Raw genomic sequence first — 13,745 nt, 5'->3', positions numbered from 1 at the left:
ACGGCTGTCCCTATTAACCAGGGAAGCCGTCATTTGCGTATGGGATATGCATTTGATGTCACGAACATTAGCAGGATCATGACAAATAAGATTAGCAATTTCAGGACAATTCAGTGTATCAGTAACAACATGTTAAAAAGTAGAAAGAAAAATCACATTAATATTTGCGTTACTCATAGAATCAAAAATATACAAAATATAGATAAAGTATTTTTGATTGATAATGGAGAAATTGTAAAAGAAGGTGGTTACATTGACGTGATAAATAATATATCGCCTGAAACAAAAAATAACTGAAAAAGGAGGAAAAAGTTATGAAAAAGATTGTTGCAGCTGTTGCGGTTAATGGAAGTTTTATCGAAAAAAGTGATAATTTTGGTGATTATCCGTTCACACGTTTATTGGATTTCAAAGAAGATGAACTTGTGATAAGCAATTATTACAAAATGAAAACCAAAGACTATCGGGATAATCTTGTATCTATTCCATATAAGGCTATTGAAAAAATCGAGTTACGAATTGTAAGACGTTTCAGAGGATCAAGAATTACAGTTTTTGATGGAAGTAATCATTTTGATTTGCACATCAGTACAAACGGATATGATGAATGGGATGTGGAAACTTTGCCGAATAATCAACTTATTGAATACCTTCAGAGTACTGGAAAATTGGATGATGTTGCTAAAGTTATTGGTCATTTGAAATCTGATGAAGACTTTAACAGATACTGTAATGACAATTATGATTCGTGGGTAAAGGAATTAGGTTTTGAAGAAGGTCGTATTGCATATTCGGACAGAAATCTTTAAAGCGTTTGATGAAATTTCTTTTTGTATATGAAAAGGAAAGGAGGAAGCTAAATGGCCCTTTTATTCTGGCGCTAACACTGGCATATTTTAAACATATGAACTAAAGTCGTCTTAATATGTATCACTAGGGTATACATTCAAAGCAAGTCTGAGACTGATTCTGGAAGGCGGCCACTTGTGCCCGGAATGTGAGAAGAAAAGCTGGAACTATGGTAACAGGGCAAAGGTGGATCCGTTCTTTGCCCAGGTGTGGAATCCTCTGCATAATGCGGATGAGACAAGAGAATATCCCAAGGCAGTATCCGAGGTTGATATTGAATAATCTTTCCTGATAAAAATTGGAAATCTGTCATAATGGAATCTTTCATCACGGTCAAAGAATATACCATGAAGAACATTTGATCCAGGATCTTCCGCCAGAAGAACATCTGCGGAAGAGACAGGAAAAGACCAAACCACTGGTAGATGAGTTTTTCGCGTGGGTGAAAGACAAATCAGCAGTTGAAAGCACAGAGAATTCATCAGAAATTGGAAAGAGCCTTCAATATGCTCTGAATCAGGAAAAATATCTTCGTGTATTCCTGGACGATGCGAGTGTACCATTGGACAATAATGCGGCAGAGATCGCTATCCGCCCGTTCACAGTTGGACGTAAGAACTGGGTGATAATCGACACGCCGAGAGGAGCAGAAGCCAGTGCAGGCATCTATTCCATTGTCGAAACGGCCAAAGCAAACGGATTAAAACTGTATCCATACTTCACCTACCTGCTGGAAGAACTTCCAAAGATCATCAATGAAGACTGCACAACAATGCCTGACAGACTTCTGCCTTGGTCAGAAGAAGTCCATCAAAAGCTTGGTATGTAAAATCATTCCCATTGACACCGTTAAGTGTACCTGGGAATGGTTTTTATCATAGGTGCGGATTATCGTGTGCTTACGAAAAAACGATTGATAAAAATCACTCAATTCCAAATGAAAACCCTGCCAGAAAACCTGACGGGTATACGACCGCTTTTTGTTTCCTTATAGGCTGTCTGCGCCAGCAGGCACCCAATAATCCTCTACAAGATACCTTCCTTCCACAATGAACCGATGGATGGTGTACGTTCCATCGTCCTTCTTCTCCGCATATGCAAGACACTGTACAGGATCGCCAGTGGAATGATGGATAGTTGTTTCGCCAACCTGAACATCTACTGGTTTTGCGTATACCGTCTGCGTTGCGAATGCTGAAAGATTGGCGTATTTTGGATCAATCTGTGCGTAATCTGCAAGTGGCCGAACGTTCCACGAATCACTAGCCGCATAAATTCCGTCTCTCGTGAGCAGGTTGTTCAGCATTACTTCAACGTCTTGTTCCTTATCGCCATTGACATAGACACTGATATCGGTGGCCATCTTGATAGCGCCAGGTGTTGGTGAAGCATCAGGAACCGCAGACACATCAGATGTTGGCCGCGCACCCACCTCATTTCCGGTTGGTCTTGTGCTGTGTTTTTGCGCCACCCCAAAGACAATCACCACTGCAATCAGCACCAAGGTGAAGAGTACCTCTTTGCGATGTGCTTTGAGAAAATTAAGAAATTTTGACATATTATGTCCTTTCCAGCCACCTCTTTGTGGCAACAAGAACAGCACTGCGGCTATTCTTTCTCTACTTACATTTATGCATATATATCGTGCTCAGTATGCATATAACTTCATCTTTGTCAGCCTGTTTGACGTTTTTTTGAAGAGCAGCACAGATAGTACATTATCGTGGATTATTGTGCGTCAGTTTTATTTTTCATAAAGTCATTAAACTGACTGTCTGAAATATATTTTTTCGCTTCTGCCGCAAAATTATAACGTTTTGTCATATCGATTTCTATTTTCTTATGCGCCAGAAGATACATGAAATACGTTGTTTTATTTTTTACGTTCATTGGATTATAGAAGCCTACTGCTCTTTCAATATTCTTTGCATAAGTTACATTGATATCCCTGTCCTTGAAAATGATCTTCCATGGAACGCCGTGCTGTTTCCAATAAATATATTCAATTGTCTGTTTCTCAATGGCCCGATGAGAAGCTTTCTTATCGCCAAACACCGAGTCATAGCTGCCTTTCACTGACAGCGCCAGTCGGCTACCGTTTGTATAAACCACAAGCAGATCAGTAGTCATACGGGTGGAATTGTTATGTGGGTGTTTATATCCAAGCATGTTCGCAATTTTTAATGTTTCATTAAGATCCAATGCATATTGTTCGTATATTGTTTCGACATTATCCTGCCAGCGAAGAATCAAATACGTCATAAACTCGCCTTGTGACAGGAAATTCATAGTTCTTCCGGATTTCCAATCGGTAAAAACGTCTGGCGTACCAACGTTACCGGAGAATTCTGTTACTTTGTCCCAGGACTGGTAATTTTCTCCTTCTTCGCTGCGATGCTGTTTCAATTTTGTCTTTTCACTTACTCGTCTTGTCATTATCGAACATCCTTTCCAGGATTCTGCGCTGCGTGTCGGTATAGGCTAACGCATGCATATCTTCATATTTGATCTTGTGCTGAGCCATTCTGATTTTAATAAATGCTGTTATATCCCAGCCATAATGATATGAATACTGTATCAGATCAAGCAGCTGCAGCATTTCCCAGTTATCATCTGTGACTTCAACAGGCAGCGTTTTAATACGAATTTTACTCTCACACACTTTAATGATGCGCCCATGTTCAGAGGCTTCTTTGTTTGTGCAAATCATAAAATAATCGGGAGCCTGATTTGTCAAGCCAGCTTGATAATAGAAATGGTTTCCATAAATAAATCCGAAAACATGACCATTATTTTTAATGTAAATCCTCTCAATCTTGTCCCATTCAGAAGGATGAAATGACGAGAAGCAATAATAGCCATATGCACATTTTGTGAGGTACGTTCGCTTAACAAGATGTTTTATATCATCAGAAATGTTTTTCTTAGAGCGATTTTCAAAATGAATTTCAGAAATATGAATCAAAGAGTCATCTGTATAATTTTCGTGCAGATATTTAAGCAGTCTTTCTTCTGGGCGGATTATTTTATATGTTCCTTTTTCAGCGAGCGGAAGAATTGGAGAAAGGGTAGGCCTTAACAGCTCTTGAATAATAGTCTGCTTATTCCTCTTTACTGGTTTTTGAATTCCCAATGTATCTTCCACAATATAATTCTTTGGATTATCGGCTTTGTATGCGTGGTATCTGCCTTTAGATACGTCAGAAACAAAGTTAAAGAAATCTCTGTCATGTATCATTAAACGGCAGTTTGGACAGCGTGTTCCCATCTTGAAATCACTTGGTGAAACAAAAAATTCAGTACCACATTTATTATGCCTCATTGGTATTTTTTCATGAGCAGCATATGTGCTGCCAAGGACGGTATATTCATCTCCGACAAGATCTTTTACATTCTGCTTGAAATCGTCAATATCCAAACTAGTAAGAACTGGCTTTTGATTGCATATAGGGCAGACTCCATGCCTGTCTGTGAAATGGCGGAGCTGTCTTTCAAAAATAGATCCACACTTTTCGCATTTAATAACTGAAATATCGTCCATGCCGTTGTATTTCAACAATTTTAAGCCTGGCCCCAGACGCTTTGCCGCTTCAGTTTCGCTGATTTCATTATGGCAGGTGCATTGTGTGCCTTCGATAAGAATACTGCGTGCACGTGCCGTATATGTACGGCCGCAGACTTTATGATGAATTGTAATTTTATCATATAACGAGATGAAATCGCTTTTCAGCTCGTAATCAGATCCAAGCTTCTGCTTGAAAATAATACGAAAATTGTCCTGTGGCGACAGCTTTGCCATGCATTTTGGACACCACCAGCCGTCAAGAAAGCCTTGTGGTGTTACTACAAATCGTGTACCGCAGTCTTTATGTTCCATTTCAACTATCGTATCCCGATACGGCCGAAATAGATCATAATCCGTTCCACATTCGTCAAGAAGTTCACCGAATCGGCTTACGTTACCTTTAATTACGATTTTATCCGGTGATCCAAAAAGGAAGCCTAAAACAGCAGTCAGATTGATTTCGTCCGCGCTATAAAATTTATTCGGATTATGCATACTGATCCGAAAAAAGCGGTCTGGATTGCCAGTAAACATTGTGAAAAATACAGATTGCTTGAAATCTTCCTCTATCTTTTGATAGCTTTCGGAATATCCAAGTTCCCTGATATGATCCTGTGCGACCTTAAGAATTTCTTTTCTGCTGCAGTCAAGCTGTTTTTTCAGCATTGTCGCCGCAAATGCATCATATTCGGCACAGGAAGGAACATCTGATGGAATTTCTGCAAAAGATTCATCGTCCAGTTCATGTCCCGTCTTGCCAACGAAGCGAACTAATTTAACGCCATGTTTCGTACACGTTGTTACACCCGGAAGATTTTGGGCACGCTGATACCAGAAGAAGCCTTTCTTCTTCACCATTTCAGCGCGACATTTTGGACATATCTGCAGATGCTTGATGAATGTGTTAGGACTGGTAACAAGTCCGGGAAAGAGGGCTTTTCCGCGAAAAACCACGTTTACTATCTGTGTCTGTTGATCAGACGTAAGCAGCGGTGCAAGAAATGGATAAATTGTTGTGCGAAGGAAGAATTCAATCGGATCTATATTTGACAATTGATTAAACAGGCCGGTTAAATCTTCAAAAGTGTCATACCGGATTTGATGTGTAGAACTGTATTTGGTATGATGCTGGAACAATGTCTCGTATACATCTCCAGTCGTTTCATATCCATTTTCCCGCAAAAGACGGTAGATATATGAGAAGAGCAGTTCATCATCTTCCAGGGGCAGAATATTTCCTAATGTTGCCATATCACACCTTATTTTTTTCGTTTTCAGACAATTCCTTTAAGGAAAAGGTATTGTTCTCCTGATTTTCGATAAGCTGTCGTTTTGCCGTCTCAATGTCATATTTTGCTTTTTGCGGATACTGCCTACGTCTTTTGTCGTTCTTTTCTTTGAGAAGAATTGCCATCACTTTTGCTACGGCCTGTGGGACAGTAATATTCTTTTCGGAAAGCAGTGCTTTATCAGCAATACTGCGAATAGTATCTTCTCTGTAATCCTGTGTGCTTTGCCGGATTGCTGTAGTGACATTATCGACAAGCTCTTCGTGGTCAATCAATTCTTTTGGATCGACGTTTGCGTATTCTTCTGTTTCTTTTGATTTTGTGTCAAGTGAAGCTATGTAGGCGGAGATTGTTTCATCACCGCTTGAAAGGCCGAATGGATTCGCCTCTCCCTCAATCATGTTATGCTGCTTTTTTGCATAGCTCAGTGCCGCTCTTTCTATCAGTTTTTCATCGACTGAAGGAGCATGCCCATCTTCTTTTTCAATCAGCCAGATGCGGTTCATTTCGGCATATATTTCAGCTAACAGACCTACGGTTCCTTTTGTTTCAAAGAACATGGCTTTAAGCATCGCATCCGTCGGTTCTACAGGTGAGCCATCAGGATTGCTGAACCATTGAAACATGAAGAACTGGCGAAAGATTTTCTGAAATGCATCAATATCCCGGCAATATTCACTCGCCTCAATATCTTTTCCAAATCGCCTGGTCATCTGAAAGGTTGTAAAAAGCTGTTCTTTTGCTTCCTGAGATCCTACAGTCATAAGGGCAGTATTTGTGACATTATTGAACGTGACCAGATTCTCAAGCGCAGACTTGCGGAAGTCTGTCTGAAGCAAAAATTCAATTTCATCGAGAATCAAAACGCCTACATTGAACGTATTGCAAAGTTTTGCCGCATAATTTATCTTTTCACTAAGTGTCTTTTTTCTTGACATCGCAGCCTGATATTCGCCAGCCGGATTCTGCAAAGCGTCATCAATGGCTTTTGCAATTCCATCCCATAGAAACTTGGAGTCCCGCTGTTTGTTTACAACCACAGTGATGTAATTGATCTGTATGAATTGATTGAACTGGCCTCTGTTGTGAACGACGACCTGAGGGATGCGGCTCAATGTCTCATTGAGTGCACGGCTTTTACCACATCCCGAAATGCCAATGAGCGATAATCCAGGAACAGCTTCACTTGTTCTTGCCTGTCCAGATACGAATGATTCAATCTTTTTTGCGTTGACAATAATCGGAACGCCAGTGGTACTGTTAACTCTCAGCTTTCGCATGCCATATGTGCGCTGTAAAACAGAGCGGAAAGCCACGTCAAGGGTGTAGTGCCATGGCATAGCCACCATAAGATCAAATATGTTATCTACAGACATCAGATTCGTCTCTAATGATCTGCTCTGCAGCAATTTCTGCGAAGGCATGCGGATAATATGCGTATTCAGCTGAATCAGTTCTTCTCTGGAATAGGGGCCGCCGATACACTCTGCCATAGGATTTCCATGATAAGAATCGACAACCGATTCTTCATACTGTGCATCGATCAATCCGCCGTCATTCAGGTTGCAGTCATCATATAAATGCTGGCCTGGAGCAAGTTTGCGATACTTATACGTCATTTTTCACCTCTGGCAATTTTTATCATTTTGGCCTTAATATCATCATCCGTATCATTATCTGTGACAACAGGTACATCCAGATTAGCAGCCGTTGAAGTATTTTCATCGGCAGGGTGTTCACCGTGGACTTCTTTATACTCTGCATCGATTATTGTCTTGGAATTTTCCGCTCCGGTTATTGTTCCAGTGATCCGGTCTGAGACGCTGTGATCATTATTATCCCTTTGTTTTTCTTCAATTCGGTTCGCCTTGAGATTTTTAGTACTTGGTTTGAGCTTTGTACCTTCCTGAAGGATCATCTGGACCCGTTCCCTGTGATTTGTTTTCTCTACATTGTTTTTCAGCTTGGCGACACGTCTCTGCTCAATATCTGCTTTATGCATCTGATTATATGCGTCCCAGGTCATCCCGTTATAGTCGCGGTATTCAGGAACCGATGGATTCAGAATTGCCTGAACAATGGCATTATCGGAAATATAGTACAAATGTGCCACATCGCTTTCATCATAACGGATGCTGAAAGGTTCCGCTTTCTGAAGGGACATCAGCCGTGCATTGAGCTTTACGTCACGTGGGCTTGTATAGTACAGTCCTTTAAAATAAATGCCTTTTCTGGTCAACGAAGCGCTTCCGCTCGACATTAATTTCCAGATATATTCAACGTTGCTGCAGTTTATTGTATGTGTCAGCGGGTTTTTCGCACTGTAATACTGCCAGAGTGATTTTGGGGAAGACTCAATTTCTTTCTCAATCATTTCTCTGGATCTCTCGCGGCTCTCAATCACATGTTCGTTGTGGTAAAGGATATAAGAAACCATCAGCTTGCGCATTCCACTTATCGAAATACAAGCCATCTCTTTGTGATCTGAATCGTTGCGCTTTTCAATCAGCCCGGCATGTAGAAATTCTTCTGCGTGTGCAAGATTGAACTGGCGGAATTCTTTTTCTACTGAGCCTTTTAAGGAGCCGCTTGCTGCAGGAACAGGCTCGGCGGTAATTCCAAGCTCTTTTAAACGTCTCATCGTCTCTTTGCTTGTAAATTCAACGCCTTTATCAGTTCTTAACCTAGTCGGAAGTACATCCGTCGGCCATAGATCATCAGAAGAAATAGTAAATCCTGTTTCTTTGAGAAGAAGGTCACGTTGTTCACGCTTAAGCGACAGCAGCAGATTCAATACAGCGGCGTTTGAATTATCTTCAAATGACATACTTGCCCCAAAGATCATGCCGGACAATACGTCAATTATCAGATACATATTTGCACGTCCGACAATTTTTTCAGGATTGTATTGAGATACGAGGAAGTAATCAACCGGTGTTGCGTCAGCATCGCAAAGTTCTCCTGGATATATTAACCCGCCGCGCTCTTTGCCAAGAAGCACACGTTTCTGATTTCGCACTTCACGGGCAGATGTCTTTATTACATCAATATCGTTTTTGGAAAGTCGTTTATGCAGTTGATAAATAAACTGCCTGTAAGACGGATACTTACAGTCTGCAGGAAAATCCGGATAAACGGAACCGTCCTCATGCGTCATCAAAACTTTGTAATGATTGAGCAGCGTATCATAAGCATCATGCATTGTCATAATGCGGTTTTTAGAAAAAGCATGAACAGCTTCATCCACGTATGCGATGTCCTGTGGGGTGAATTCAAAAGGAGATCTTCCTGACTCCGTTTTTCTACCAGCTTTTTTTACTTTAGATAAATCGTTTTTCTTTGGGGCAAAATAATGTTCATTGACTAACGAATAGTCTCTGCATCCGCTTTGAATCCAACGAATAATGATTTTCCACATGTTGGATTTTGATATTTTTGCTTCTTCACGTATTTTCTCCAGAACAGGTTTAGGCTGTTTGCCAGTTAATGTAAGATAGTCCGGACCGTATTCATTCCTTACGGCGTTAGTAATTTTTTTGTTCCGAAGATAAGCCTCTCGCCACGCCGGAGGTAATGCATTCTCATCAAATTTTGGATAATCTTCGCCATCGTCAAGTATCAAGTAAGTACCGTTATCCAGCATGTTTATCAGTGCTTCCGTACCAACAGAGTAGAATTTCAGAGATGTTTTTTTATTCAGGTCGCAAAGGACACAATCAACAGATGTTGCATAGATCACTCTATATTTGACTTCTCCGCTTCCTATGATCTGACCAGGCTTTATAAAATGGTTCATTAGATACTCCTTATTTGGTATAAAAATTATAGCTTATCCACTTTGAAATTGTAAATAGTCCAGCAAATAAGCATAGCAATATCTACATTGAAATTGTAAATAATTTAAAAATGATAAAGAAATATCCACTTTGAAATTGTCGAAAGTAATAAAAAAGCGGACCTTTTCAGGTCCGCTGTCTACTTTGAATTGTCTTGTCCACTCTGGAATTGTAAAAACTCAATTAGTTTCTTTCTTATTACAGATGCATGACTCTTTCTTTGATCTCTTCGGTTCTGCCCTGGTTCCAGAACTGGGTGCCGATGTAGCCGCAGGTACGTCTGGCAACATTCATCGTATTCTGGTCAGTATTGCCGCAGTTCGGGCAGCGCCAGATCAGCTTGTGATTGGCGTCTTCCACAATCTGAATTTCACCATCATATCCACACTTCTGGCAGTAGTCGCTCTTGGTATTGAGCTCCGCATACATAATCGTATTGTAGATATGCTTCATCAGAGCAAGAACAGCCTGAATGTTGTTCTGCATATTCGGTACCTCTACATAAGAGATCGCACCGCCTGGTGACAACTGCTGGAAACGTGACTCAAAGGTGAGCTTATCAAAGGCATTGATCTCCTGGGTGACATGGATGTGATAAGAGTTTGTAATGTAGTTCTTATCCGTTACGCCCGGAATGATGCCAAAGCGCTTCTGCAGGCACTTTGCAAACTTGTATGTTGTAGACTCCATTGGTGTGCCATAAACAGAGAAGTCAATGTTGGTTTCCTTCTTCCACTTTGCACAGGCATCATTGAGATGCTGCATAACGGCAAGACCGAACTTTTCTCCTTCCGGATCAGTGTGGGAATGGCCGGTCATATACCGTACGCACTCGCACAGGCCGCCATAGCCAAGAGAAATCGTAGAGTAGCCATTGAACAGAAGCTTATCGATCTTTTCGCCTTTCTTCAGACGGGCAATTGCACCATACTGCCACAGAATTGGTGCGACATCGCTTGGTGTGCCGAGCAGTCTGTTATGACGGATCATCAGTGCTCTGTAGCACAGATCCAGACGCTCATCAAAAATCTTCCAGAATGCGTCCATATCCTTGCCGGAAGAGCAGGCTACATCAACCAGATTGATGGTCACAACACCCTGATTGAAACGGCCATAATACTTATGCTTGGCCGGATGATAATTGCCGGCATCTGCGACATTGCCAATACCTGCATCTGTAAAGCGGTCCGGTGTCAGGAAGGAACGGCATCCCATGCACGGGTAAACATCGCCCTTGAGCTGTCTCATGATCTTGGCGGAAATATAATCCGGGACCATTCTCTTGGCAGTGCATTCCGCAGCCAGCTTGGTCAGATAGTAATACCTGCTGTTTTCATGAATGTTATCTTCATCCAGCACATAGATCAGCTTCGGGAAAGCAGGGGTGATATAGACACCCTTCTCATTCTTGACGCCCTTCATCCGCTGCTTGAGCATTTCTTCAATGATCATGGCAAGATCTTCACGCGTCTGGCCGTCTTCGACTTCATCCAGATACATGAACACAGTCACGAACGGAGCCTGGCCATTGGTTGTCATCAGGGTGATGATCTGATACTGAATCGTCTGCACACCATCCTTGATTTCCTTGTGCACACGCTGCTCCGCAATCTCATTAATCTGATCCTGACTCAGATGCAGGCCGGCAGCTTCTACCTCATTTGCAACGTTTTCACGATGCTTGCGGCGGCTGATCTCCACAAAAGGTGCCAGATGGGAAAGGGTGATCGTCTGGCCGCCATACTGGTTGGAGGCAACCTGGGCAATGATCTGTGTCGCAATGTTGCAGGCCGTTGCAAAGGAATGAGGCTTCTCAATCAGTGTATCCGTAATCACGGTGCCGTTCTGCAGCATATCTTCCAGATTCACCAGGCAGCAGTTATACATCGGCTGGGCGAAATAATCCGCATCATGGAAGTGGATGATGCCTTTCTCATGTGCATCGATGATATCCGGCGGCAGCAGGAAACGGCGGGTAATATCCTTGGATACTTCACCAGCCATATAGTCACGCTGGGTAGAATTCACAGTCGGATTCTTATTGGAATTCTCCTGCTTGGCTTCCTCGTTATTGCGACCGATCAGAGAAAGAATCTGCTCATCCGTAGAATTTGCCTTGCGTACCAGAGCTCTCTCATACCGATAGGTAATATAATTCTTGGCTACGGCATAGGCACCCTCATGCATGATCTCTGTTTCCACCATGTCCTGGATCTCTTCCACGCCGACACTGCGGTTCAGTGCTTTGCACTTATCCACAACCGCATTAACAATTGTGTCAATGGTGCTGGAAGGCATCTGATTCTCAGGATTGGTTGCACTGTTTGCCTTGGTAACAGCGACTTTAATCTTATCGGCAGCGAACAGGACTTCTTCGCCGCTTCTCTTGATGACGTTCATATCTTCCTCCAAACTGCAAGAATGAATTAGTTGCACATCCAACTAATTCATGCTGAAGACATTATACGGCAGGAAAACACAAAGACAAGAGGTTTGATAAACGTGTTCTCATGATGATGTTTTCATGTCTTTTCTTCATTGTTTCTCATCTGTGAAACATCATCTGGCAGGGCAGGAAAAGGCAGAAAATCATTGGCTCATATGTGCCGTGAAACACGATGTGTCATATCTTTTTCGACATGAAACGAAAGTGTCATTGCGATCCGCAGAGAAAATCATTGCTGTTGTGATAATATAAAAAGGCTGAAGAAAGCGAGGATATCAATATGGCTTTTGATTCGCTGAGCGATCGTTTGAACCATGCCATGCGCAATGTGGTCGGCAAGGGAAAGCTGACCGATAAAAATATGGAGGACATGCTCAAAGAGGTGCGTCTTGCACTTCTGGAAGCAGATGTCAACTACCGCATCGTCAAGGACTTCCTGGAAGAAGTACGTGAAAAAGCAAGAGGCGCTGATGTTATTAACTCGGTCGAGCCGGGCGAGATGCTCGTCAAGATCGTCCATGATCAGCTGGTCGATCTGCTTGGCAATGAAGAGGCGGAGATTCATTTCAAAGAAGACGGCATTACGTCCATCATGATGGTAGGTCTGCAGGGAACTGGCAAAACAACATCCGTTGCCAAGATTGCCAGCCTGCTGACTAAAAAGAAAGACAGAAAATGCCTGCTGATTGCGGCAGATGTTATTCGTCCGGCAGCCATTGAACAGCTGCAGACACTGGGTAATGAAATCGGCTGTGAAGTGTTCACGCTGGGAACAGAAACACCGGCTCTGGAAACTGTGCGCCAGGGTATGGACCATGCAAAGCGCAATGGCTATGACACCGTATTGATTGATACCGCCGGCCGTCTGCACATCGATGAAGAACTCATGCATGAACTGCAGGAAATCAATGCGGCAGTTCATCCGGATGAAATATTACTGACAGTAGATGCCATGACGGGTCAGGATATCGTCAATGTTGCGTCTGCCTTCCGTGATGCGCTGCCATTGACAGGTCTGGTTGTCACCAAGTTTGATGGTGATTCCCGCGGCGGCGGTGTGCTGTCGGTCAAGAAGATTACCGGGGTACCGGTCAAGTTCGTTGGTGAAGGCGAAAAGATCGAAGACATGGATGTCTTCCATCCGGACCGCATGGCTGACCGTATCCTGGGCATGGGCGATATTGTCTCCCTGGTTGAAAAAGCCCAGGAAAAGATGGATATGGAGCAGGCCCAGAAAGCTGCTGAGAAGATGATGAACGGCCGCTTTGACCTGGATGATATGCTGCATCAGTTTGAACAGATTGAGCGTATGGGGCCGCTGCAGGGCATCATCAAAATGATCCCGGGCATGAGCCAGTATGCCAATATGGTAAACGACGGTCAGACAAGTGCAGCCATGAAACATTCCAAGGCCATGATTCAGTCTATGACCAAATGGGAGCGTGAACATCCGGAAAAGATCCGCTCCACGATGAAGAAACGAATTGCCAAAGGCTCCGGCACAACGGTCAATGATGTTAACAAGCTTCTCAGCCAGTTCGCCAAGATGAAGCGGGCGATGGGACAGGTTGGCAATCTGCAGCGCTCTGGCAATCTGAATGAGGAAAAGCTGGAAGATATGATGAACCAGATGACGGCGAAGACTGGCATGAGTGCTGCGCAGCTGGAAGAGTTGTCCAGAAAAATGAAGTAATCCACTTGAGTGTCAAGTAAATGTGCTTGACACTTTTTCTTTCGAGCGTATACTAAGATTGTCATTA

The 13,745-nt window shown here is 42.7% G+C and carries 11 protein-coding genes; 5 read left to right on the top strand and 6 right to left on the bottom strand.

Annotated features, from left to right (window positions below):
* The 4 genes from DHU66_RS12385 to DHU66_RS10535 all read left to right on the top strand — a co-directional run.
* The coding region (locus tag DHU66_RS12385) for a hypothetical protein (protein ID WP_209451809.1) at window positions 1-297 on the top strand (297 nt) is incomplete at its 5' end.
* 17 nt (window positions 298-314) lie between these two features.
* The gene (locus tag DHU66_RS10545) at window positions 315-809 is read left to right on the top strand and encodes a hypothetical protein (protein ID WP_108775916.1); all 495 of its coding nucleotides are present in this window, start codon (window positions 315-317) and stop codon (window positions 807-809) included.
* Between the two features lie 175 nt (window positions 810-984).
* Entirely contained in the window at window positions 985-1,131 is a 147-nt protein-coding gene (locus DHU66_RS10540) for a hypothetical protein (protein WP_209451808.1), read from the top strand.
* 16 nt (window positions 1,132-1,147) lie between these two features.
* On the top strand, window positions 1,148-1,678 hold the full coding sequence (locus tag DHU66_RS10535; RefSeq protein WP_108775915.1) for an IS66 family transposase: 531 nt from the start codon (window positions 1,148-1,150) through the stop codon (window positions 1,676-1,678).
* Window positions 1,679-1,837: 159 nt separating this feature from the next.
* Here DHU66_RS10535 and DHU66_RS10530 read toward each other — a convergent pair whose 3' ends face one another.
* The 6 genes from DHU66_RS10530 to nrdD form a co-directional block, all read right to left on the bottom strand.
* Window positions 1,838-2,407 carry a hypothetical protein gene (locus DHU66_RS10530; RefSeq protein ID WP_108775914.1) on the bottom strand — a complete coding sequence of 190 codons (570 nt, stop codon included), beginning with the start codon at window positions 2,405-2,407 and terminating at the stop codon, window positions 1,838-1,840.
* Window positions 2,408-2,577: 170 nt separating this feature from the next.
* A complete protein-coding gene (locus DHU66_RS10525; protein WP_108775913.1) occupies window positions 2,578-3,285 on the bottom strand; it encodes a TnsA endonuclease N-terminal domain-containing protein in 708 nt (235 codons plus the stop codon).
* A complete protein-coding gene (locus tag DHU66_RS10520) occupies window positions 3,266-5,665 on the bottom strand; it encodes a TniQ family protein (protein WP_108775912.1) in 2,400 nt (799 codons plus the stop codon). The genes DHU66_RS10525 and DHU66_RS10520 overlap by 20 nt, the downstream gene beginning before the upstream one ends.
* 1 nt (window position 5,666) lies before the next feature.
* Window positions 5,667-7,250, bottom strand: a complete 1,584-nt coding sequence (locus tag DHU66_RS10515) for an ATP-binding protein (RefSeq protein WP_167836366.1) — start codon at window positions 7,248-7,250, stop codon at window positions 5,667-5,669.
* Window positions 7,251-7,318: 68 nt separating this feature from the next.
* Window positions 7,319-9,499: a DDE-type integrase/transposase/recombinase gene (locus tag DHU66_RS10510; protein WP_108775910.1), complete on the bottom strand. Its 2,181-nt coding sequence runs from the start codon at window positions 9,497-9,499 to the stop codon at window positions 7,319-7,321.
* A 238-nt stretch (window positions 9,500-9,737) separates the two neighbouring features.
* Window positions 9,738-11,939: an anaerobic ribonucleoside-triphosphate reductase gene (gene nrdD / locus DHU66_RS10505; protein WP_108775909.1), complete on the bottom strand. Its 2,202-nt coding sequence runs from the start codon at window positions 11,937-11,939 to the stop codon at window positions 9,738-9,740.
* Between the two features lie 326 nt (window positions 11,940-12,265).
* Between nrdD and ffh the strand changes: the two genes are divergently transcribed.
* A complete protein-coding gene (ffh, locus tag DHU66_RS10500) occupies window positions 12,266-13,678 on the top strand; it encodes a signal recognition particle protein (protein ID WP_108775908.1) in 1,413 nt (470 codons plus the stop codon).
* Window positions 13,679-13,745 lie beyond the last annotated feature (67 nt).

This window comes from Lactimicrobium massiliense (assembly GCF_900343155.1).
In the GTDB taxonomy this organism is placed as follows: Bacteria; Bacillota_I; Bacilli_A; order Erysipelotrichales; family Erysipelotrichaceae; genus Bulleidia; species Bulleidia massiliensis.
Note: the sequence above shows the minus strand (reverse complement) of the source record. Positions and strands in the feature narration are given on the sequence as shown.